The following is a 21352-nucleotide window of genomic DNA, read 5'->3' as shown; positions in this document are numbered from 1 at the left end:
CCATGAGCGCCCTCAAGATCCATATCGCCAAGGTCGCCACCGGGACCGCGCTTACCTTCGAGGAAGCGCGCGAAGCCTTCGACATCATCATGTCGGGCGACGCGACGCCGGGCCAGATCGGCGGCTTCCTGATGGCGCTGCGCGTGCGCGGCGAGACGGTGAGCGAGATCTCCGGCGCCGTTGCCACCATGCGCGCCAAGATGCTGCGCGTCGAAGCGCCTGAAGGCGCCATCGACATCGTCGGCACTGGCGGCGACAACTCCCATTCGGTCAACATCTCGACGGCTTCGGCCTTCGTCATCGCCGGTTGCGGCGTGCCGGTGGCAAAGCATGGCAATCGCGGCCTGTCGTCGCTGACGGGCGCCGCCGACGTGCTGGTTGCGCTCGGCGTCAAGATCGATATCCCGCCGGAGACGATCGGCCGCTGCATCCATGAGGCGGGCGTCGGCTTCATGTTCGCGCCGGCGCATCATCCGGCGATGAAGCATGTCGGCCCGACGCGCGTCGAGCTCGGCACCCGCACCATCTTCAACCTGCTCGGACCGCTGTCCAATCCGGCCGGCGTAAGCCGCCAGATGGTCGGCGTGTTCTTGCCGGAATGGATCGTGCCGGTGGCCGAGACATTGAAGGCGCTGGGTACAGAGCATGCCTGGGTCGTCCATGGCGACGGCTATGACGAGATCACCACCACCGGCGAAACGCAGGTTGCCGAACTGGCCGGTGGCGAGATCCGCCACTTTACGCTCACCCCGGAAGCAGTCGGTTTGCAACGCCATACCAAGGACGAGTTGCGCGGCGGAGACGCCGCCTACAACGCCCAGGCATTGCGCGACATGCTGGGCGGCGCTGCCGGCGCCTATCGCGACACGGTGCTGATGAATGCCGGCGCCGGCATGGTGGTGGCGGGCAAGGCATCAACGCTTGCCGACGGCATGGCGGCGGCGGCACAAGCCATCGACAGCGGCCGGGCGCTAGGCGTGCTCGACAGGCTGGTCGAGATTTCGAACGGATAGGGCCGTGGCTGACATTCTGCGCAAGATCGAGGCCTACAAGCGCGACGAGATCGCGGCGGCAAAGGCGCTGATACCGCTGGCCGAGATCAAGGCACGGGCGAAGGATGCCACCGCGCCGCGCGGCTTTCTCGCGGCGCTCGAGGCGAAGCGCAGATCGGGCAACTTTGCCCTGATCGCCGAGATCAAGAAGGCGAGCCCTTCCAAAGGGTTGATCCGTGCCGATTTCGACCCGCCGACGCTGGCGCAGGCCTATGAAAAAGGCGGCGCCGCCTGTCTTTCGGTGCTGACCGATGCGCCATCCTTCCAGGGCGCGCCGGAATTTCTAACCAACGCCCGCAAGGCGGTGTCGCTGCCCGCGCTGCGCAAGGATTTCCTGTTCGATCCCTACCAGGTCTACGAGGCCCGCGCCTGGGGCGCCGACGCCATCTTGATCATCATGGCCAGCGTCGACGATGCCCTGGCGAGCGAATTGGAAGCGACCGCATTCGAACTCGGCATGGATGCGCTGATCGAGGTGCATGACGAGGCCGAGACTGAGCGCGCGGTAAAACTCTCGTCGCGGCTGATTGGCATCAACAACCGCAATCTGAGGACGTTCGAGACCAGTCTTGAAACCTCCGAGCGGCTGGCGTCCATGGTGCCGGGCAGTCGCTTGCTGGTCAGCGAGAGCGGCATTTTCACCCACGACGACTGCCTCAGGATGCAAAAGGCCGGCATCGAAACCTTCCTTGTCGGCGAGAGCCTGATGCGGCAACAGGATGTGGCGGCGGCAACGCGCCTGCTTTTGACGGGCAAGACGCCGGCAGAGGCCGTCTGAGGATGCCAGCCGCCCTCACCCATCTCGGCGCCAAGGGCGAGGCCAATATGGTCGATGTCGGCGACAAGGCGGAGACGACGCGCACGGCAGTCGCCGAGGGCTTTGTCTCGATGCGGCCTGAAACCCTGAAAATGATCCTCGACGGCAACGCCAAGAAGGGTGATGTGCTGGGCACAGCGCGCATCGCCGGCATCATGGCAGCCAAGAAGACGCATGAGCTGATCCCGCTCTGCCATCCGCTGCTGTTGACCAAGGTGTCGGTCGACATCGAGCCGGACACCGTCCTGCCCGGCCTCAGGGTCACCGCGCTTGCCCGTGTCACCGGCAAGACCGGCGTTGAAATGGAGGCGCTTACCGCGGCCTCGGTTGCCTGCCTGACCATCTACGACATGGCCAAGGCGGCCGACCGCGCCATAGTGATTTCCGGCATAAGGCTGGTTGAAAAGACCGGCGGCAAGTCCGGCGACTACAAGGCGGGCGCCTGATGGCGCTGGTTCCGGTGGCCGAGGCGCTGGAGCGCCTGCTGGAAGGCGCTGCGGCGCTGCCGGGTGAAAGCATCGCCCTGGCGGATGCGGCCGGCCGGGTGCTGGCGGAACCTGTCGTGGCGCTGCGCACTCAGCCGCCTTTCAACGCGTCCGCCATGGACGGCTATGCCGCGCGGGCGCAGGATGTGGCATCCGCCCCGGCGCGGCTTTCGGTGATCGGCATGGCGCCGGCCGGACGCGGCTTTGACGGCTCGGTCGGCAGGGCGGAGGCTGTCCGCATTTTCACCGGCGCCCCGCTGCCCGAAGGTGCCGACACGATCGTCATCCAGGAGAATGTCCGCGACCTTGGCAATGGCCATATCGAGGTCACCGAGCCGACCGCGAAAGACCGTAACATCCGCCGCCGTGGACTGGATTTCTCTCAAGGCGACCTGCTCCTGCAAAAAGGTCGCGTGCTTGATCCGGCCGCATTGTCGCTTGCGGCGTCGGCCAATCATCCGATGCTCAACGTCGTGCGCCGGCCTCTGGTCGCGATCATTGCCACCGGCGACGAATTGCTGCCGCCGGGGCGTGACCCCGGTCCGGATCAGATCATCTCTTCCAACGCTTACGGCGTTGCGGCCGCCGCGCAGTCTGTCGGCGCCAAAGCGCTTGATCTCGGCATTGCGGCAGATCGCAAAGCCGACATAGCGGCGCTGGTGCGCAAGGCTGTCGCGGCAAAAGCCGACGTCATCGTCACGCTCGGCGGCGCCTCGGTCGGCGACCACGACCTCGTGCACGATGTACTGACCAGCGAAGGCATGAAGCTCGATTTCTGGAAGCTCGCCATGCGCCCGGGCAAGCCGCTGATGTTCGGGCGTCTCGGCGACATCAGGTGCATCGGCCTGCCCGGCAATCCGGTGGCGAGCCTGGTCTGCTCGCAGCTGTTTTTGAAGCCGCTTTTGGCGCAGCTCGGCGGCCGCACGCACCGGCAGGACATCCGCCCCGCGCAGCTTGGCGCCGCGATGCCGGCCAATGATCTGAGGCAAGACTATGTGCGCGCCGTGGTGAGCGAAGAAACCGGCGCAAGGGTGGCGACGCCGTTCGGCATCCAGGATTCCTCGATGCTGAGAATGCTGGCCGACGCCAACGGCTTGATCGTGCGCGAGCCCTTCGCTCCGGCCGCCGCCGCGGGTGCCGCCTGCAGCGTCCTGATGTTACGCTGAACAAAACGTCAACACATTCATTAAACTTTAAAAGGTTGCGGAACACAACTGGAACAGATAGTGTTTGTTCTGGGTTTGTTTTTTCTGATTCTGGTTTCAGAACCCGTGGGGGCCGCGATGCTGACGCGCAAACAACATGAACTTCTGATGTTCATCCATGAACGCCTGAAGGAGAGCGGAATCCCGCCGTCTTTCGACGAGATGAAGGAGGCGCTCGACCTTGCGTCCAAGTCCGGCATTCACCGCCTGATCACGGCGCTGGAGGAGCGCGGTTTCATTCGCCGGCTGCCGAACCGGGCGCGCGCGCTCGAGGTGCTGCGGCTGCCCGACTCGATCGCACCCGGCCTCAATGCGGCGAAGAGGTTTTCGCCAAGCATCATCCAGGGCAGCCTCGGCCAAGGCGGTCAGGGCCAAGGCGGTCTCGGCCGCCAGATCAAGCCGGCCTCCTCGTCTCGTTCGATGTCGGCCGGCAATGACGACGCCGTTTCCGCGGTGTCGATCCCGGTGATGGGCCGCATCGCCGCCGGTGTGCCGATCGACGCCATCCAGCACCAGACGCATTCGATCTCGGTGCCGCCCGACATGATCATGGGCGGCGAACACTACGCGCTCGAGGTCAAGGGTGACTCGATGATCGAGGCCGGCATTTTCGACGGCGATACGGTGATCATCCGCAATGCCGATACGGCCAGCCCCGGTGAGATCGTGGTGGCGCTGGTCGATGAAGAGGAAGCGACGTTGAAGCGCTTCCGCCGCAAGGGCGCCTCGATCGCGCTGGAAGCCGCCAACCCGGCCTACGAAACCCGCATCTTCGGGCCGGACCGGGTCAAGGTGCAGGGCAAGCTGGTCGGCCTGATCCGGCGCTACTGAGCCGGCTTACTTTTCGCGATGCTTGTAAGGCGGCAGACCGCGTGCTTCGCGTGAGAAGCGGCGTTGCTCGTGCCAGGGACGATAGGGCTTGTCGACGGCGAAACGGATCATTGGCGCTGTCGCGGCCGATTGTGGGTCGAAGAAGACGGCGGCACTGCCATCGCGGGCAAGTTGCTTCTTGGTCACGACCAGCACCAGCGGGTCGCGGCACGGATTGTAGGCGGTGGCGTCGTCGATGACGATCAGGCTCGCGAAAGCGCAGGCTGGCCGCGCTGTGTTGCGGTCTTTTGCCAGCGCGATGATGGCTCCGGCCGGATGCCGGGCAATGCAGAGATTGCCTGTGCAATAGAAGGGCGAGCCTGGCGGCAGGTCGAGCGGGTCTAGATCGAACCGCGTGTCCGTTGCCTCGAAAATCTCAGGCGGGATAATGGTTTCGGCTCTCAATGCCCGTTTCCAATTATCGGTGGTGAATTCGTTCCAGCGTTCCCGGTTGAGCGCGAGTTCGCCGCCGCCGATCGGCAATGCCACCAGATGCGCATCTTCCGAGATAAGCACATAGGGCGTGCGCACCTGTGGCACAGTCAACAGGCCGGCCAGCGCGAAAGGCACGGCCGCCAGCCTCAGCCACGTGGTGGCCATGGTGGCGATGACGAGGGCGACCGCCACCAGCAGCACCGAGCGGATAGAGATCAGGCCGACGGCATCGACCGGCGAGCGCTGAGAAATCCAGGCGGAGATGGCGATCATCGCCGCCAGGCCCTTGCCCATCACATAAAGGAACGGTCCATCGGCGCCGAACGGCATCGCCAGCGCGCTGAGCACGGCGAAGGGCATGACGATCAACGACACAATCGGCATCACGGCCAGATTTGCGAGCAGGCTGAGCGGCGACACGCGCTGGAAATGCCAGATGGCGAATAGCGCGGTGGCACTTCCGGCAATGATCGAGGTCATGGCGAGGCCGCCCATGGCCAGCAGGAATCTTCGCGACAGAAAGCCGACGAACGAGCGCCTTGCGGGCGGCGTTCTCACCTTGTCGGCACGGTAGTCGGCCCAGCCGGCATAGGCGCCGACAAGGGCGGCGGTGGCCGCAAACGACATCTGGAAACTCGGGCCGACAACCTCATGCGGCGACACAAGGATGACGGCGATGGCCGAGATCGCCAGATTGCGCATGGTCAGCGCTGCGCGATCAAACAGCACCGCGACAAGCATGACCGCCAGCATGATGAAGCTGCGCTCGGCGGCAACCACGATGCCTGAAATGACGAGATAGGCGGCGATGGAAACAAGTGCCGCTGCGGCGGCATATTTCTTGACAGGCCGGCGCGAGGAGAAATCGGGAAACAGCGCGAAGGCGCCGCGCAACAATGCCATGATGGTGCCGGCGACCAGCGCCATGTGCAGGCCGGAAATGGAGATGATGTGGTAGATGCCAGTGCGCCGCATAGCCTCGTTGACCTCGTCCGGAATGCCGGCGCGCACGCCGACTATGAGCGCCGCGGCAATCTCGCCTTCGGCGCCGCCGATTTTGCCCCTGATATGGTCGGCAATGTTTTCGCGCGCATTCTCGATTGCCGAAGAGAGCCGTGCGGTCAGCGGCGGCGGGCCCTGCGAAGCAATGGTTTTCGGATTGCCGAGAAAGAAGCCGCTGCCGCCGATACCGGCGAAATAGCTGTCGAAGGAGAAATCATAGCTCTCCGGTCGCACCGGACCCGTCGGCGGCAACAGCCTGGCATAGCCGGCGATGAGGGAGCCGGCGGTCATATCGGCCGGAATCCCACGCGCCGAGAGCCTGACCCGCTCCGGCGCGTAGCGCAGCTTGGGGTGAGCGGTGGAAATAATGTCGAGCGTCAGCCTGACGCGGCCGTTTTCCATCTCCTCAAGGCTGACGACGCGTCCGGTCAGCCGTGTCTGGATCTCGGAGCCCAGCATTTGCGTTCCGGCGCGCCAGGTCTCGACCTTGGCGGCGACGACGCCGAGCGCGCACAGCATCGCGGCCACGCAGAGCAGATGCGTCTTCGGCCAGGACCGCGCGACGGCTGCGCAACAGGCCATGAGCAGCACAATCGCGATTGGTTGGGCAAAGCCCGGCTCGCTGGCCAGCGAGAAATAAATGATGACGCCGGCCGCCAGGAAAACCGGCACAAGCAGGAAGGCGACGCCGCGGTCGAGTTCGGTGCCGGCGGCCACGGCAAGGCTGCGACGGATTGCTGGCCATGTCGAACGGCGCAGCAGCCTACGCAAACGGATGGCGGATCCGGGCACAGCGACCGGCACCGACGCAGTGTCATTCGGAGACAAAGGCCGGAGGCCAGGTCGCGTCTCGGGCAGCGCGACGGGCATCGGCTCGGCGTTGGGACTATCGGCAAACAAGGAGCGTTCGTTGACGCTTGTCGCAGCGCCCTCGCCTTGATCCTCGCCCCGGCCACGTCCAGCCATCGGGTCTGCCCCTTGCGCCCCAGACCCCCTATGCTACATGAACGCGCAAAGCGCGAAAGTCCGCGCGATCACGCCCCCCGTTTTCTAGCCTTGCCCGAGAATTGCAATGTCCAACAAAATTGCCATGTCCAACAGGGTGGTCACCCGTTTTGCCCCCTCGCCCACCGGCTACCTGCATATCGGTGGCGCGCGCACGGCGCTGTTCAACTGGCTGTATGCCAAGCACACTGACGGCACGATGCTTCTGCGCATCGAGGACACCGATCGCGAGCGTTCCACGGAAGCGGCAACCCAGGCCATTCTCGATGGGCTTACCTGGCTCGGCCTGTCCTGGGATGGCGGGGCCGTCTCGCAGTTCGAGCGTGCGCCGCGCCACCGCGAGGTGGCCGAGAAGTTGGTGCGCCTGGGCAAGGCCTATTACGCCTACGAAACACCGGCTGAGCTAGAGGCGATGCGCGAGGCGGCGCGCGCCAAGAGCCTGCCGCCGCGCTATAATGGTGCGTGGCGCGACCGCGACCCCTCCGAGGCGCCCGCCGGAGTCAAAGGCGCCATCCGCATCAAGGCGCCGACCGAGGGCGAGACCGTGGTGCATGACCGCGTGCAGGGCGAGGTGCGCTTCCCCAACAAGGATCTCGACGATTTCATTATCCTGCGCTCGGATGGTGTCCCGACCTACATGCATGCCGTCGTCGTCGACGACCACGACATGGGCGTCACCCACATCATTCGTGGCGACGACCATCTGACCAACGCCGCGCGCCAGACGGTGATCTACAACGCCATGGGCTGGGAGGTGCCGTCCATGTCGCACATCCCGCTGATCCATGGCGCCGACGGCGCCAAGCTGTCGAAGCGGCATGGCGCGCTCGGCGTCGAGGCCTACCGCGCCATGGGTTATCTGCCCGAGGCGCTGCTCAATTATCTCGCCCGCCTCGGCTGGAGCCATGGCGACGACGAGGTGATGTCGATCAAGGACATGATCTCATGGTTCGACATCGGCGACGTCAACAAGGGTGCGGCGCGCTTCGACTTCGCCAAGCTCGACGCGCTGAACGGCGTGCACATGCGCAAGATGGATGACAACGCGCTGCTCGACATCTTCGTCGCCACTCTTCCCTATCTCGAAGGCGGCCCGGCGCTCGCCGACCGCCTCGACGACACCAGGAAGGCGCAGCTGCTGGCCGCCCTGCCTGGCCTGAAGGAGCGCGCCAAGACACTGGTCGAGCTGGCCGACGGCGCCGGCTTCCTGTTCCTCGAGCGGCCGCTGCCGATCGACGAGAAGGCGGCCGCACTGCTTAACGCCGACGCGCCGGCGATCCTGCGTGGCGCACACGCGGCATTGCAGACAGTTTCGGGCGAATGGACGGCCGCTGCGGCGGAAGCCGCGGTGCGCGAGTTCGCGACGGCTGGCGGCCACAAGCTCGGCGCCGTGGCGCAGCCACTGAGGGCAGCCCTTACCGGCCGCAGCACCTCGCCCGGCGTTTTCGACGTGCTTGCCGTGCTCGGCCGCGACGAAAGCCTGGCGCGGATTGCGGATCAAATCGATTAGGAGCGAACTGGCCCAAGAAGATTGGCATTGAAAGGCGCGTTTCGCAGTGCAACATTAGGCCCTGGCCCAATCTGGCACGCACCTCCCAAAATGCGGTGGCGAGTTCGCGCATTCCGGTGATTTCGACGTGTCGTTAGCAGGAATTGCCTTGCCGGCATGAGGAACATGAAGGAGTTTGAGAATGAGCGAAGCTGCGACAAAACTGGAAACCGGCAGCAAGACGACGCACCCGTCGACTGCCACGCTCGAACTGGCCGGCAAGACGCACGAATTCAAGGTGCGAAGCGGCTCGGTCGGGCCTGACGTCATCGACATCGGTGCGCTCTACAACACCACCGGCGCCTTTACCTACGACCCCGGCTTTACCTCGACGGCGAGCTGCGAGTCGGCGATCACCTTCATCGATGGCGATGCCGGCATCCTGCTGCATCGTGGCTATCCGATCGACCAGCTGGCTGAGCACGGCGACTTCCTCGAAGTCTGCTACCTGCTGCTCTACGGTGAACTGCCGACCAAGGCGCAGAAGGACGATTTCGACTACCGGGTGACGCGCCACACCATGGTGCATGAGCAGATGTCGCGCTTCTTCACCGGCTTCCGCCGCGACGCGCACCCAATGGCTGTGATGTGCGGCGTGGTCGGCGCGCTGTCAGCCTTCTATCACGACTCCACCGACATTTCGGACCCGTATCAGCGCATGGTCGCCTCGATGCGGCTGATCGCCAAGATGCCGACGATCGCGGCCATGGCCTACAAATACCATATCGGCCAGCCTTTCATTTACCCGAAGAACGAGCTGAACTTCGCCGCCAACTTCCTGCACATGTGCTTTGCCGTGCCGTGCGAGGAATACAAGATCAACCCGGTGCTGGCGCGCGCCATGGAGCGTATCTTCATCCTGCATGCCGACCACGAGCAGAACGCCTCGACCTCGACGGTGCGTCTTGCCGGCTCGTCTGGTGCCAATCCGTTCGCCTGCATCGCCGCCGGCATCGCCTGCCTGTGGGGCCCTGCGCATGGCGGCGCCAACGAGGCCGCCCTCAACATGCTGGGCGAGATCGGCCATGTCGACCACATCCCGGAATTCATCGCCCGCGCCAAGGACAAGAACGATCCGTTCCGGCTGATGGGCTTTGGCCACCGCGTCTACAAGAACTACGATCCTCGCGCGAAAATCATGCAGAAGACGGCGCATGAAGTGCTGGGCGAGCTCGGCATCAAGGACGATCCGCTGCTCGACATCGCCATGGAGCTGGAAAAGATCGCGCTGACCGATTCCTACTTCATCGAGAAGAAGCTCTATCCGAACGTCGACTTCTATTCCGGCATCACGCTGAAGGCGCTGGGCTTCCCCACCACCATGTTCACCGTGCTGTTCGCGGTCGCCCGCACCGTCGGCTGGATCGCGCAGTGGAAGGAAATGATCGAGGATCCGCACCAGAAGATCGGCCGCCCGCGCCAGCTCTATACCGGCGCCCCGGAACGCGACTACGTGCCGATCGCAAAGCGGTAATCGAAGCCGCATGCGGCTTCGCCATGACACTGCAAAAAGCGCCCGCAAGGGCGCTTTTTAGTTGGAGTGACGAAGCTTGATGTGGCGAAGAACGACATCCGCCGCGATATCGCCGGAGGGCTTGTCGGTCGCCATCCGCCGTGCAACCTCGGCAAAGCCGTCCTTTTGCCAGGTGCGGTAGGCAGTGTCTGAAAACAGAGCCTCGAGCTGCCGCGCCAGATAGCGCGGTCGCACATATTGGTTGTAGTGCTCCGGCACGATCGCCTGGTCGGCGATCAGATTGGGCAAGGCGGCGCTCCACACCGTGACCAGCCCCTGGACCATGCGCATCACCGGATCGAGCCGGTAGCATGAGATCATCGGCACACCGGACAGCGCCAGTTCGAGCGATACCGTTCCCGAAGCAATCAGCGCCGCATCGGCCTTGCCGAAGGCCTGCCATTTGCGCTCGGCATCGAGGATGATCTCAGGCTTTTCATCCCAGCGTGCGACCGATGTTTTGACCAGGTCGGCGACATGCGGTACCGTGGGCAACAGCAGGCGCAGGCGGTGTCCGCGCGCGCGCAGCGCCGAGATTGTCTGGCCGAACGGATCGATAAGCCGGCTTACCTCGCCGCGCCGCGATCCGGGCAGCACAAGCAATGTCTTGACGCGGTCCGCCGACAGATCGCGCGGCTGGCCTTGCGCCCTTGCCGCGCTAAGCACACCCGGATCATGCGTGAGGCGGTGTCCGACATAGGTGCCGGGCGGGCCGCCGAGACGGCTCAGTTCCTTCACCTCGAAAGGCAGGATGCACAGTATGTGGTCAACATAGGGCTTCATCACCATCGCCCTGCCCGGCCGCCATGCCCAGACACTCGGGCAGACATAATGGACGATCGGGATGGAAGGATCGGCAGCGCGGACCTTTTTGGCCACTCGCAAAGAAAAGTCAGGGCTGTCGATGGTGATCAGACAGTCAGGTTTCTCAGCAGCGACCGCACTTGCCGTCTGGCCGATGCGCCGCATCAGGCGCGGCAGGTCGCGTAGAATGGCGCTGAGCCCCATCAGCGCGATCTCGGTCCCGTCGAACAACGGCACCAGCCCGAGCGCCTGCAGATGCCGCCCGCCAATGCCGACCAGCCTGATATCGCGCCCGGTCATGCGTTTCAGCGACTGGACGATGTCGGCGCCCAACAAGTCACCGGACTCTTCGCCTGCGACGATGGCGATCTTCAGCGGCTTCTCAGCTGCCATGGCCAGGCTCCACGGCCGGCAGGCCGTACACGAACAGCCCAAGCGCATTGGCGCGCGCGAGAACGACGGGACCTTCGAGGATCAGCGAACGGCCGGCCTCGACGGCAATGCCGGCAAGCCCAGCGGCGTGTGCTGCCTCGACCGTCTGCGGGCCGATGGACGGCAGATCGGCGCGCAGTTCCTGGCCGGGTTTGGCGCATTTTACCAGAACGCCGCGCGTCTTGCCTGCGAGCCTGCCATGGCCGCGCAGCTGCTGCGTCCGCTCGAGCAGTCCGTGAGTACCCTCGACGCCTTCCAGGGCAATAGTGCGACCACCGATGGCGATGGCCGCCTGACCAATGTCGAGCGCGCCGATCGCCTTTGCCGCCGCATGCGCCGCTTCGATATCGCGCCAGTCAGACTTTCGCGGCACTGCCTTGGTCAGCGGCCCTTCGGCCGCGACAAGCCGGGGCACGACCTCATGCGCGCCGACAACTTTGACGCCGCGGGATTCCAGGCCGCGGGTCAATATCTTCAACAGGCCGTCATCGCCGCGCGCAAGCGCCATGGCGACCGAGGGTATCAGCGCCAGCAGCCCAAGGCTCGGCCGCATGTCGACCAGCCGCGGCCTGCGCCTGATCTCGCCGGCAAGCACAAGGTGGGTGATCCGCCGCCGCCTCAGCAACGCGACCAGCGAGCCGATGTCTTCCAGGGTGAGGCTTTCATGCTCATAGACGGTAAGCTCGGACTGACGGTCGGCCTGACCCTCGACCAGGATGATGACGGGTAGATGTCCGGCCTCTGCCAGGCCGGCGGCAACTTCGACCGGCAGGCTGCCGCCGCCGGCAATGATGCCGACCCTGGCGTCCGGCGCGAGATCGAGGCCCGTCGAGCTCGCCTCAGTCTTCGTCATCGGCATCGTCGCCGGCGCCACCTTTAAGCGACGGGACGGCATAGTGCCGCTTGCCGCGACTGGTGATAAAATCGATGATTTTCATGGCTGTCGGCGACGAGGCGAACTCGGCCTTGGCGAATTCAATGTTTTCGCCGACGGTGCGGGAGCGGTCGAAGATCGTCTTGTAAGTCTTGCGCAGCACCTGGATTTCGGCGCGCGACAGGCCTGAGCGCTTCAGGCCGATGATGTTGAGGCCGCGCAGGCTGGCGCGGTTGCCGACGGCAATGGCGTAGGGGATGACATCGCCGACAATCGCCGAGCAGCCGCCGAGAAAGGCGTTGTCGCCGATACGGACAAACTGATGAACGGCCGTCAGGCCGCCGATATAGACATTGTTGCCGACCTCGCAATGGCCGCCCAGCGTGGCCCCATTGGCGAAGGTAGCGTTGTTGCCGACGACGCAGTCATGGGCAATGTGGGCATAGGCAAGGAAATTGCCATTGTCGCCGACGGTCGTCTCGCCACGGCTGGAATCGGTGCCGAGATGCATGGAACCGCCTTCGCGGACCGTGCAGTTCTGGCCGATAACCAATGTGGTGCGGCCACCCTTGTGCTTGGTGTTTTGTGGCGGCCCGCCCAGTGTCGCCATCGGATAGACCTTGGTCCCGGCGCCGATGGTGGTCGCACCCAGCACCGAGACATGGCTGACCAGTTCGACCCGGTCACCGATCACGGCGTCAGCGCCGACATAGCAGAAAGGCCCGATGGAGGCGCCTTCGCCGATTTGGGCACCGGCCTCGATAACGGCCGAGGGATGGATTGAAGTCTGTATTTTCATAAGCATTTCGAACCGTCAGCCGGTAACCATCATTGCCGAGATCTCGGCTTCGGCGGCCTTTGCGCCTTCCACCATGGCCTCGCAGGCGAATTTGAGCAGGTTGCCGCGCATCTTGATTTTCTTGACATGGATCTTCAGCTGGTCGCCCGGAACGACCGGTTTGCGGAATTTCGCGTTGTCGATGGTCAGGAAATAGACCAGTGACGGCTTTTCCGTGTTGAGGCTGCGAATGCAGATCGCGCCGGCCGTCTGTGCCATGGCCTCGACGATCAGCACGCCCGGCATCACCGGCTGGTCCGGGAAATGGCCCTGGAAATGCGGCTCATTGATGGTCACGTTCTTGATACCGATGGCCGAGTCGTTGCCATCGATCTCGACAATGCGGTCGATCATCAGGAAGGGATAGCGATGCGGCAAAAGCTTCATCAACCCCAATATATCGACCGCTTCGAGCGTCGCCGGCACCATCTCAGCTACTTCCCCCCTCGCCCTGCTTGCGCGTTCTGGCGAGCTTGCGCAGCATGGCGATCTCGCGCATGGCTTCCGCCATCGGCTGCGCCGGATAGCCTCCCCAGATCTCGCCCGCCGGCACGTTGCTCATGAACCCGCTTCTCGCCGCAAGCTTGGCCCCCGATCCTATGGTCAAATGATCGGCAAGGCCAACGCCGCCGCCCATGGTGACACCATCGCCGACCACGACGGAGCCGGAGATACCCGAAAGCCCGGCTATAATGCAATTGCGGCCGATGCGAACGTTATGGGCGATCTGCACCAGATTGTCGATCTTGGTGCCCTGGCCGATGATTGTATCTGACATGGCGCCGCGATCGACTGTCGTGTTCGAGCCGATTTCAACATCGTCCTGGATGATGACGCGGCCGATCTGCGGCACACGCTCGGGCCCTTTGGCGCCGCCGACGAAGCCAAACCCGTCCTGGCCGATGCGGGCGCCACCGTGGATGATGACGCGGTTGCCGATCAGCGCATACTGGACGCTCACGCTTGGACCGATATAGCCATCGCGGCCGATCTGGCAGGAGGGGCCGATAACTGCGTGGGGCGCAATGACCGTTCCGCTGCCGATGGAAGCGCGTGGGCCGATCACCGCTCCGGCTTCGATGATGGCACCGGCCTCAATGTGCGCGGAGGCATCGACATGAGCCTGCGGGGAGACCCCGGTTTCACTGGTCATCGGCCCAGGTGTAGCCGCCATCGGGAACAGCAGCCGGCCGACCATGGCGAAAGCCTGTTGCGGTCGCGGATGGACCAGAACCGCAATGCCAGCCGGCGCCTTGGCGGCGAATTCGGTGGGACACAGCACTGCCGCCGCCTTCAGCGACTGCATCAGCGCGAAATTGCGCTTGCCGTCGACGAAGACGAGCGCGCCCTCGCCACCTTCACTGGCTGGCGCCAAGGCGTCGATCGATATGTGGGCAAGGTCGGAATCGACTAGCGCCGCGCCGGTCAGATTCGCGACTTCGCCGGCCGTATACCGGCGTGATGGCGCGAAGAACACCGGATCGGTCATTCCAGAAGCAATATCCAGCTAGGTCGGATCAATTCTCTTCCGAACCCCAACGGCCCGGAAGCATCGTTACCCGCGCATTAGAAGCGGCTCGACATGCCGAAGTTGAATTCCTGCACGTCGTCGGTCGACTCTTTCTTGACGGGCATCGCGTAGTCAATACGGATCGGGCCGAAAGGCGATGACCACAACAAGCCGACACCAACCGAGGCGCGCAGCTTCATGTCAGTTGAGACTTGGCTGACACCAGGGGTGTCAATCGCGCTGCCATATAGTGTAGCGGCATCTGCAAACACAGCGCCGCGCAAACCAAAGCTTTCCGGAATGACCGGTACCGGGAACTGCATCTCGGCCGAGGCATTGAAATAAGTAGTGCCGCCGAGGTGGTCATCTGTATTAATGTCCGCAGGGCCAATACCACCATACTCGAAGCCGCGGATCATGCGGTCGCTGCTCTGGAACTGATCGAAGATACGCAGGCCGTTATCGCCATAGCCCGCAATATGGCCAGCGCCGCCCGAGATCAGGCCGACCAGATCCAACTGTTCGGACAAGGTTTGGTAGACAGTGCCACGACCGGTAACCTTGACGAACTTGGCATCACCACCAAGGCCAGCCACTTCCACCGTCGTGGTGGCGTAGATACCTTCATGCGGGCTCTTCATGTCGTCGATGGTGTTGTAGACCAGCCCAAGGCTAACCGATGACTTGATCCACGGGCTTTCGTCAATTCCCTCGACGATCGCAGGAGATATGTCGCAGTCGGCGTCGGGAACGCCATCGTGAGGCGTGTCATCGCAACCGTCGTCGAGCTTGTACTTCTCCTGGGCGATATTGTACGCCAGCTGGGTCGAGATATTGTCGGTGATCGGCAAACCGAACCGAACTGTCGCGCCCAGCGTCTCGCTGTCGTATTTGCTGAAATTCCGGGTCTGCTGGTAGATATCGAAGCCCGCTGCTATGCGCCGCCCGAGGAAATAGGGCTCGGTGAAGGACAGGCTGTAGTCGCGCGAGTTCTTGCCGCCACCGGCCGAGACCTTGATGTACTGGCCGCGACCGAGGAAGTTGCGCTCCGCGATCGAACCTTCGACGGACGGGCCTGCAGTCTCACCACCGGTCGAATAACCGGCGCCGACCGAGAACTCGCCGGTCGACTTCTCGACCACGTCGACCACCAGCACGACCTGATCAGGTTCGGAGCCCGGAACAGTCGAAATGTCGACTTTTTCAAAATAATCCAGCGCTTCCAGCCGCTTCTTCGCGCGCTGGATGAGGACCTGATTGAAGGCGTCGCCTTCGCTGACGTCGAATTCGCGGCGAATGACATAGTCACGCGTGCGATCGTTGCCGCGGATCTCGATGCGCTCGATATAGGCCTTGGTGCCCTGGTCGATCGTATAGACGACCGAAATGGTGTGGTTCTCGAAGTTGCGATCGCCGCGCGGCGTGACCTGGGCGAAGGCATAGCCCGAACCCGCGACCTTCTCGGTCAGCGCGATGATCGTGTCCTCGACATCCTTGGCGTTGTAGACGTCGCCCTTGTGGGTCTGAACCACCGATTCCAGCGACTTCGAATCGACTTCCGGAATGGTGCTCTCGACGCTGACATCGCCGAACGTGTAGCGATCGCCTTCCTGCACGGTGATGGTAACGGTGTACTGGTTGGTGGTGTCGTCGAGCTCACCGACAGCTGAAACCACCTGGAAGTCGGCATAGCCGTGATTGTAGTAGAAGCGACGCAGCGTCTCCTGGTCGGCGCGCAGCTTGTCCTCGTCATAGACGTCGTCGCGCAGCACAAAGGACAGGATGCTTGAGCGCTTGGTGGCGATGACGTCGGACAGGCGGCGGCTCGAATAGGCGCTGTTGCCAACGAAATTGACCGCAGCGATCTTGGTGCGGCCACCTTCGTTGATGTTGAAGACCACGTTCACGCGGTTGTCGCCGAGATCCATGATCTGCGTCGTCACGGCGGCATCGTCACGGCCGATGCGCCTGTAGGCGGCCTTTACCGCCTCGACGTCGGAATCCAGCGTTGCCTGCGAGAAGGTGCTGCGCGGCTTCAACTGCACCGCAATTGCCAGCGCGTTGTCCTTGAGCTTCTTGTTGCCCTGGAACAGGACCTGGTTGACCACCTGATATTCAGACACCTTGACGACCAGCGCCGAGCCGACCTGGTTGATCTGGACGTCCGAGAACAGCCCGGTGCCGAACAGCGCCTTGACCGCATCGTCGATATCGGCGCTGGAAAACGCCTTGCCGGGCTTGATCGAGATGTAATTGCGGATGGTGTCGGCATCGACACGCTGGTTGCCGCTGACCTCGACTCTCGAAACAACGGCCGCTTGCGCCGCAGATGTGGCAACGAACTGCACGGCGAGCGCGCCTGGCACAACCAGAGCGGCGGACATAGCCACCGCGGACGCGGCGCTCAAAAACTTGGATGCTGCCTTCATCGGGCTTTTGTACCTTTTCTCGAAGTCCCCACGGCGAGAAAACCGGACGTGCGGTAATTTCCCCTACCGTATTAACCGGATTTTCCCTACACGCAAGGCTTCTGGTTAATTTGTAATTACTTAACCCTGATGCGTGGCTTTCGCGTCACGCATACCCCCGTGCATGGTAAACGGCGTCTCAACATTGCTGGTGCCGAAGCCGAATTTCTTCATGATTTCAGCACCCAAACAGATCGTTCCAGAAAACGAAGCCCATAAATCCCAACACCAGAAAGAGGCCGGCCCGGTACCCCATTTCCATCATCCGCTCCGATACCGGACGTCGGAAAACGGCTTCGAGGGCGTAGAACAGGAGATGGCCGCCGTCGAGGGGGGGAATCGGCAAAAGGTTCAGAATTCCGATCCCGACTGACAGTAATGCAACAAGTTGCACCAGCCATTCGAAGCCGAGTTTGGCTGCCTGCCCAGACATCTTGGCGATCTTGATTGGACCGCCCAGCTGGCATTTGTCCTCGCGGCCGACAACGAAACGTTGCAGGAAGTTGCCAGTGCCCTGAATGGCCTGCCCCGTCTGCTCTACCGCCGCTCCGAGCGCGCCAATCGGACTGTAGGTGATCACTCTCGGCTGACCGAGTTCCTTGTTGTTGACGACGCCGATGACGGCCACCTTGGTTTTGTTGCCCAGCGCGTCCTGCTGTTCCATCAACTCCGGCGTCGCGGTGACGGTGATCTCCTTGCCATCGCGCAGCATCGTAAAGGTGAGCGAGTCGCCGGCGCGACCCTGCACAAGGCGCTGGACGTCGGCGAAGGTCTCAACCTTGCTGCCGTTGACGGCGACGAATTGGTCGCCGGGCAAAATACCGGCCTTTTCCGCCGGGCTACCGGCGGTGACTTGAGCCACCATCGGCTCCAGCACCGGGCGGCCATAGAGGGAAAACATCACGGTGAAGACGGCGATGGTCAAAAGGAAGTTGAACAGCGGCCCGGCAACCACCGTGGCCGCGCGCTTCCAGATCGGCCGTGTGTGGAAGGCAACTTCGCGTTCGGCATCGGTCAGCTTCTCCAGCTCTTCCGTGCCGGGCTGGCTCGATGTGGCGCTCATGTCACCGACGAATTTGACATAGCCGCCAAGCGGTATTGCGCAAAGCTTCCAGCGCGTTCCGTGGCTGTCGTTGAAGCCGAAAAGCTCGGGGCCGAAGCCGATCGAGAAGGTTTTTACGCCGATGCCGCACCAGCGGCCGACGAGGTAGTGGCCCATTTCATGAACGAAGACGACGACGGTCAGCACGAACAGAAACGGCACCAGCGTGCCGAGGACAAAGCCTTGCGTGCTGAAAAACGCGTGAAGTATCTCGTTCAAGTCGTGCCCTCAAATTCACCCACGGCGAAAAGGTGACGCCGCGACTGTGACATCAATCCAGGCGAATCCGTGGCACGCGCCATTTCTACGCCGTCAAATGCCGCTCAAGCCGGAAAAAGCCCCTGCGCCGGATGATCGGCGCCCACCGAAATCCAACCGATGACGTATAGGGCAAAAGCCGCCGCGACAAGCCCATCCACCCTGTCCATGACGCCGCCGTGCCCTGGTATCAACGCGCTGGAATCCTTGCGGCCGTGCCGGCGCTTGACCCAGGATTCGAAGAGGTCGCCAGCCTGGGCGACAATAGACAACACCAACGCGACCAAAGCGAGGACGCCAAGATTGCCGGCTCCGGCGGCGGCGGCCAGAAGCACGCCGGCGACCACGCCGCCGACAGCACCGCCAAGCGCGCCGCTCTGCGTCTTGCCGGGTGAAATCGATGGCGCGAGCTTAGGCCCGCCGACGGCGCGGCCGACGAAATACGCAAAGATGTCGGTCGCCCAGACCACGGCGAACAAAAACAGGATCGCGACCAGGCCGGAACGGTCGCCGTCGCGCAATAGCGCCAGCGACAGGCCGGACAGCGCTGCGTAGGCAAGGCCGGCGGCATCCCATTGCGCAGCGCCGCGCATGCGTGCGCCGACCGCCGCAACGACAACCATGGCCAGGACAAGAGACAGCAGCCATGACGCCGGCACGCCGGCGATCAGGGCGCCGACGAAAACCAGAAGCAACGCCTCTGGAACGAATCCGAGGGCCGCACCGGCCGCAGGGCGCGACATGCGCGCCCATTCATAGAAGATGACCGCCGCCATGCCGGCGCAAAGCAGGCGGAACCACAGCCCGCCCAACCAGGTCAGGCCAAGTGCTATTGCAGCCAGCACCAGCGCCGAGACGATGCGAAGCTGAAGATTGTTCATCCCGCTGCCGGTCACGAGGCGGCGACATCTTGGGCGGCGAGCCCGCCGAAGCGGCGCTCGCGGCCGGCGAAGTCGCGCAGTGCGTCGGCCAGGTGTTCGCGGCTGAAATCGGGCCAGTAGCAGGGCAGGAAGACCAGTTCGCTGTAGGCTGCCTGCCACAAAAGGAAGTTCGACAGCCGAAGCTCGCCGCTGGTGCGGATGACCAGCTCCGGGTCGGGAATGCCCGCGGTATCGAGGGCGCCGGCAAAAGATTCCGCCGTGATCGCCTCGCTGTCGATCTCGCCGCGCGCCACGGCGGCTGCGAGCTTGCGCGCCGTGCGCACGATCTCGTCGCGCCCGCCGTAGTTGAAGGCGATGATAAGCGTCAGCGCTTCATTGCGGGCGGTCAGCGATTCGGCCTCTTCGAGCAGGCCTCTGATGTCCGGCTGCAGCCCTGCCCTGTCGCCGATGATCCTGACGCGCACGCCGCTCTGGTGCAGTTCGGCCAGATCGCGGCGGATGAACAGCTTCAACAGCCCCATCAGGTCGCTGACTTCGGATTTTGGACGCGACCAGTTCTCCGACGAAAAGGCGTAGACGGTCAGGAAGGAAATGCCGAGACCGGGCGCAGCGCGCACCGTCTTGCGCAACGCCTCGACGCCGGCGCGATGGCCGGCAAGCCGCGGCATGCCGCGCGCCTTGGCCCAGCGTCCATTTCCATCCATGATGATCGCGACATGCGCGGGCGTTGCCATGGTCTCGCTTTCGGGCCGGTGTGGGCCGACCCTAAACCTGCATGATTTCAGCTTCCTTATCGGAAAGCAGGTGATCGATGGTGCTGATCGTTTCGTCGGTCAGCTTCTGGACCTGATCGGAGCGCTTGCGCTGATCGTCCTCGCTGATATCGCCGTCCTTTTCCGCCTTCTTCAAGAAGTCCATGCCGTCGCGGCGGACATGGCGCGCCGCAACGCGGGCGTTCTCGGCGTAGCCGTGCGAAATCTTGACCAGTTCCTTGCGGCGCTGCTCGTTGAGCTCGGGCAGCGGAATCCTGAGATTGGTGCCATCGACGATCGGATTGAAGCCGAGATTGGATTCTCTGATAGCTCGGTCGACGGCGCCGACCATCGACTTATCCCAGACTGAGACCGAAATCATGCGCGGCTCCGGCACCGACACGTTCGCCACCTGGTTGATCGGCATGGTGGTGCCATAGGCCTGGACCTGGATGGCGTCGAGCAGATTGCTGGAGGCGCGGCCGGTGCGCAGCGAAGCCAGGTCGTGCTTGAAGGCTGCGATCGCGCCATCCATGCGCCGCTTGAGGTCGTCGAACTCACCACTCATCTTAGTCTCCTCGACCCGTTTGACCCGGGTTCACTGCTTAGGGCCCGAATAGCCCGCTTTCGAAAACCTGATCCCCTTTCCGGAGAGTATACCCCGGATCACTCGTCGGCGACGATCGTGCAACGGCCGCCGCCCCTCAGAATATCGCCGAAACCGCCTTTTTCGTGGATCGAATAGACGATTATCGGGATGTTGTTTTCGCGCGCAAGTGCAATTGCGGCGGTATCCATGATCGAAAGGCCCTTGTTGATGACTTCGGCGTGGCTGATGCGCTCGAAGCGGGTCGCATTCGGATCCTTCTTGGGATCGGCGGAATAAACACCGTCGACCTGGGTGCCCTTGAACAGAGCGTCGGCGCCGATCTCGGCGGCGCGCAAGGCTGCGGCCGAATCGGTGGTGAAAAACGGATTGCCGGTACCGCCGGCGAAAATGACGACCTTGCCCTGGTTCATATAGGCGGTGGCCTGGCGCTGGGAAAAACTCTCGCACAGTTCGGGCATGGCGATCGCCGACAGCACGACGGCTTCGACGCCGATCTTGTTCAGCGAGGTGCGCAGCGCCAGCGAGTTGATGACCGTGGCAAGCATGCCCATATGGTCGCCGGTAACGCGGTCGCCACCCTTGGACGCCACCGCCACACCGCGAAAGATATTGCCGCCGCCGATCACAACGCCGACCTCGATGCCGAGCGCGCGAGCTTCGGCGATATCGGCGGCGATTCGGTCGACGACCGAGACATCGATGCCGAAATGCTGCTCGCCCATCAACGCTTCGCCCGACGCTTTCAGCAAGACACGTCGATAGAGGGGCTTTGCCGTCATCTGGACCTCGTCATTATTGCGTGTGGCGCGCCTGGGCAGGCCGCCCTCGCACGGGCGCCGCCGCTGGCGCGATGCCGAGTTCCGATACACGAAGGGCGCCGCGATGTCACG

Annotated in this window: 19 protein-coding genes; 7 read left to right on the top strand and 12 right to left on the bottom strand. The window is 63.4% G+C overall.

All coding sequences use genetic code 11. The features are described from left to right. Positions 1-2: 2 nt before the first annotated feature. The 5 genes from trpD to lexA all read left to right on the top strand — a co-directional run bounded on the left by trpD (position 3) and on the right by lexA (position 4390). Positions 3-1013, top strand: a complete 1011-nt coding sequence (gene trpD, locus ACYHH6_RS22150) for an anthranilate phosphoribosyltransferase (RefSeq protein ID WP_352586149.1) — start codon at positions 3-5, stop codon at positions 1011-1013. A gap of 4 nt (positions 1014-1017) precedes the next feature. After that, on the top strand, positions 1018-1830 hold the full coding sequence (gene trpC / locus ACYHH6_RS22145; protein WP_352586150.1) for an indole-3-glycerol phosphate synthase TrpC: 813 nt from the start codon (positions 1018-1020) through the stop codon (positions 1828-1830). 2 nt (positions 1831-1832) lie between these two features. Beyond that, positions 1833-2315, top strand: a complete 483-nt coding sequence (gene moaC, locus ACYHH6_RS22140; protein WP_352586151.1) for a cyclic pyranopterin monophosphate synthase MoaC — start codon at positions 1833-1835, stop codon at positions 2313-2315. Then, positions 2315-3520 carry a molybdopterin molybdotransferase MoeA gene (locus ACYHH6_RS22135; protein ID WP_352586152.1) on the top strand — a complete coding sequence of 402 codons (1206 nt, stop codon included), beginning with the start codon at positions 2315-2317 and terminating at the stop codon, positions 3518-3520. Before moaC ends, ACYHH6_RS22135 begins: the two co-directional genes overlap by 1 nt. 117 nt (positions 3521-3637) lie before the next feature. After that, positions 3638-4390 (top strand): transcriptional repressor LexA, encoded by a 753-nt coding sequence (lexA, locus tag ACYHH6_RS22130; protein WP_352586153.1) that lies wholly within the window; start codon positions 3638-3640, stop codon positions 4388-4390. 6 nt (positions 4391-4396) lie between these two features. Here lexA and ACYHH6_RS22125 read toward each other — a convergent pair whose 3' ends face one another. Then, the gene (locus ACYHH6_RS22125) at positions 4397-6832 is read right to left on the bottom strand and encodes a ComEC/Rec2 family competence protein (protein WP_352586154.1); all 2436 of its coding nucleotides are present in this window, start codon (positions 6830-6832) and stop codon (positions 4397-4399) included. Between the two features lie 124 nt (positions 6833-6956). Here ACYHH6_RS22125 and gltX point away from each other — a divergent pair, with 124 nt between their 5' ends. After that, positions 6957-8381 carry a glutamate--tRNA ligase gene (gene gltX, locus ACYHH6_RS22120; RefSeq protein ID WP_352586169.1) on the top strand — a complete coding sequence of 475 codons (1425 nt, stop codon included), beginning with the start codon at positions 6957-6959 and terminating at the stop codon, positions 8379-8381. A gap of 181 nt (positions 8382-8562) precedes the next feature. Then, entirely contained in the window at positions 8563-9894 is a 1332-nt protein-coding gene (gene gltA, locus ACYHH6_RS22115) for a citrate synthase (protein ID WP_142865733.1), read from the top strand. Between the two features lie 57 nt (positions 9895-9951). On the opposite strand, the gene lpxB is transcribed toward gltA, so the two are convergent. The 11 genes from lpxB to pyrH all read right to left on the bottom strand — a co-directional run bounded on the left by lpxB (position 9952) and on the right by pyrH (position 21241). After that, positions 9952-11130, bottom strand: coding sequence for a lipid-A-disaccharide synthase (lpxB, locus tag ACYHH6_RS22110; RefSeq protein ID WP_352586155.1), 1179 nt, complete (start codon positions 11128-11130; stop codon positions 9952-9954). Next, complete coding sequence (locus ACYHH6_RS22105) at positions 11120-12022, bottom strand: LpxI family protein (protein ID WP_352586156.1); 903 nt, start codon at positions 12020-12022, stop codon at positions 11120-11122. Before ACYHH6_RS22105 ends, lpxB begins: the two co-directional genes overlap by 11 nt. Then, the gene (gene lpxA / locus ACYHH6_RS22100; protein ID WP_352586157.1) at positions 12009-12842 is read right to left on the bottom strand and encodes an acyl-ACP--UDP-N-acetylglucosamine O-acyltransferase; all 834 of its coding nucleotides are present in this window, start codon (positions 12840-12842) and stop codon (positions 12009-12011) included. The genes ACYHH6_RS22105 and lpxA overlap by 14 nt, the downstream gene beginning before the upstream one ends. Before the next feature lie 15 nt (positions 12843-12857). Further along, on the bottom strand, positions 12858-13310 hold the full coding sequence (fabZ, locus tag ACYHH6_RS22095; RefSeq protein ID WP_142865736.1) for a 3-hydroxyacyl-ACP dehydratase FabZ: 453 nt from the start codon (positions 13308-13310) through the stop codon (positions 12858-12860). 1 nt (position 13311) lies between these two features. Then, entirely contained in the window at positions 13312-14370 is a 1059-nt protein-coding gene (lpxD, locus tag ACYHH6_RS22090) for a UDP-3-O-(3-hydroxymyristoyl)glucosamine N-acyltransferase (protein WP_352586158.1), read from the bottom strand. 77 nt (positions 14371-14447) lie between these two features. Beyond that, complete coding sequence (bamA, locus tag ACYHH6_RS22085; protein WP_352586159.1) at positions 14448-16820, bottom strand: outer membrane protein assembly factor BamA; 2373 nt, start codon at positions 16818-16820, stop codon at positions 14448-14450. Positions 16821-17037: 217 nt separating this feature from the next. Next, entirely contained in the window at positions 17038-18180 is a 1143-nt protein-coding gene (gene rseP / locus ACYHH6_RS22080) for an RIP metalloprotease RseP (protein WP_488500472.1), read from the bottom strand. Between the two features lie 104 nt (positions 18181-18284). Then, positions 18285-19100: a phosphatidate cytidylyltransferase gene (locus tag ACYHH6_RS22075; protein WP_352586161.1), complete on the bottom strand. Its 816-nt coding sequence runs from the start codon at positions 19098-19100 to the stop codon at positions 18285-18287. Positions 19101-19111: 11 nt separating this feature from the next. Further along, positions 19112-19885, bottom strand: coding sequence for an isoprenyl transferase (locus ACYHH6_RS22070; protein WP_352586170.1), 774 nt, complete (start codon positions 19883-19885; stop codon positions 19112-19114). After that, the gene (gene frr, locus ACYHH6_RS22065) at positions 19866-20420 is read right to left on the bottom strand and encodes a ribosome recycling factor (RefSeq protein ID WP_112561637.1); all 555 of its coding nucleotides are present in this window, start codon (positions 20418-20420) and stop codon (positions 19866-19868) included. The genes ACYHH6_RS22070 and frr overlap by 20 nt, the downstream gene beginning before the upstream one ends. 98 nt (positions 20421-20518) lie before the next feature. Then, a complete protein-coding gene (gene pyrH, locus ACYHH6_RS22060; RefSeq protein WP_192253866.1) occupies positions 20519-21241 on the bottom strand; it encodes a UMP kinase in 723 nt (240 codons plus the stop codon). Positions 21242-21352: the final 111 nt, after the last annotated feature.

Source organism: Mesorhizobium sp. P171375 (genome assembly GCF_057786075.1).
Note: the sequence above shows the minus strand (reverse complement) of the source record. Positions and strands in the feature narration are given on the sequence as shown.

Excerpts from the sequence above, each read along its gene's own strand:
- trpD (WP_352586149.1), top strand. The coding sequence starts at position 3 with ATGAGCGCCCTCAAGATCCATATCGCCAAGGTCGCCACCGGGACCGCG.
- moaC (WP_352586151.1), top strand. The coding sequence starts at position 1,833 with ATGCCAGCCGCCCTCACCCATCTCGGCGCCAAGGGCGAGGCCAATATG.
- ACYHH6_RS22135 (WP_352586152.1), top strand. The coding sequence starts at position 2,315 with ATGGCGCTGGTTCCGGTGGCCGAGGCGCTGGAGCGCCTGCTGGAAGGC.
- lexA (WP_352586153.1), top strand. The coding sequence starts at position 3,638 with ATGCTGACGCGCAAACAACATGAACTTCTGATGTTCATCCATGAACGC.
- ACYHH6_RS22125 (WP_352586154.1), bottom strand. The coding sequence starts at position 6,832 with ATGGCTGGACGTGGCCGGGGCGAGGATCAAGGCGAGGGCGCTGCGACA.
- gltX (WP_352586169.1), top strand. The coding sequence starts at position 6,957 with ATGTCCAACAGGGTGGTCACCCGTTTTGCCCCCTCGCCCACCGGCTAC.
- gltA (WP_142865733.1), top strand. The coding sequence starts at position 8,563 with ATGAGCGAAGCTGCGACAAAACTGGAAACCGGCAGCAAGACGACGCAC.
- lpxB (WP_352586155.1), bottom strand. The coding sequence starts at position 11,130 with ATGGCAGCTGAGAAGCCGCTGAAGATCGCCATCGTCGCAGGCGAAGAG.
- ACYHH6_RS22105 (WP_352586156.1), bottom strand. The coding sequence starts at position 12,022 with ATGACGAAGACTGAGGCGAGCTCGACGGGCCTCGATCTCGCGCCGGAC.
- lpxA (WP_352586157.1), bottom strand. The coding sequence starts at position 12,842 with ATGAAAATACAGACTTCAATCCATCCCTCGGCCGTTATCGAGGCCGGT.
- fabZ (WP_142865736.1), bottom strand. The coding sequence starts at position 13,310 with ATGGTGCCGGCGACGCTCGAAGCGGTCGATATATTGGGGTTGATGAAG.
- lpxD (WP_352586158.1), bottom strand. The coding sequence starts at position 14,370 with ATGACCGATCCGGTGTTCTTCGCGCCATCACGCCGGTATACGGCCGGC.
- bamA (WP_352586159.1), bottom strand. The coding sequence starts at position 16,820 with ATGAAGGCAGCATCCAAGTTTTTGAGCGCCGCGTCCGCGGTGGCTATG.
- ACYHH6_RS22075 (WP_352586161.1), bottom strand. The coding sequence starts at position 19,100 with ATGAACAATCTTCAGCTTCGCATCGTCTCGGCGCTGGTGCTGGCTGCA.
- frr (WP_112561637.1), bottom strand. The coding sequence starts at position 20,420 with ATGAGTGGTGAGTTCGACGACCTCAAGCGGCGCATGGATGGCGCGATC.
- pyrH (WP_192253866.1), bottom strand. The coding sequence starts at position 21,241 with ATGACGGCAAAGCCCCTCTATCGACGTGTCTTGCTGAAAGCGTCGGGC.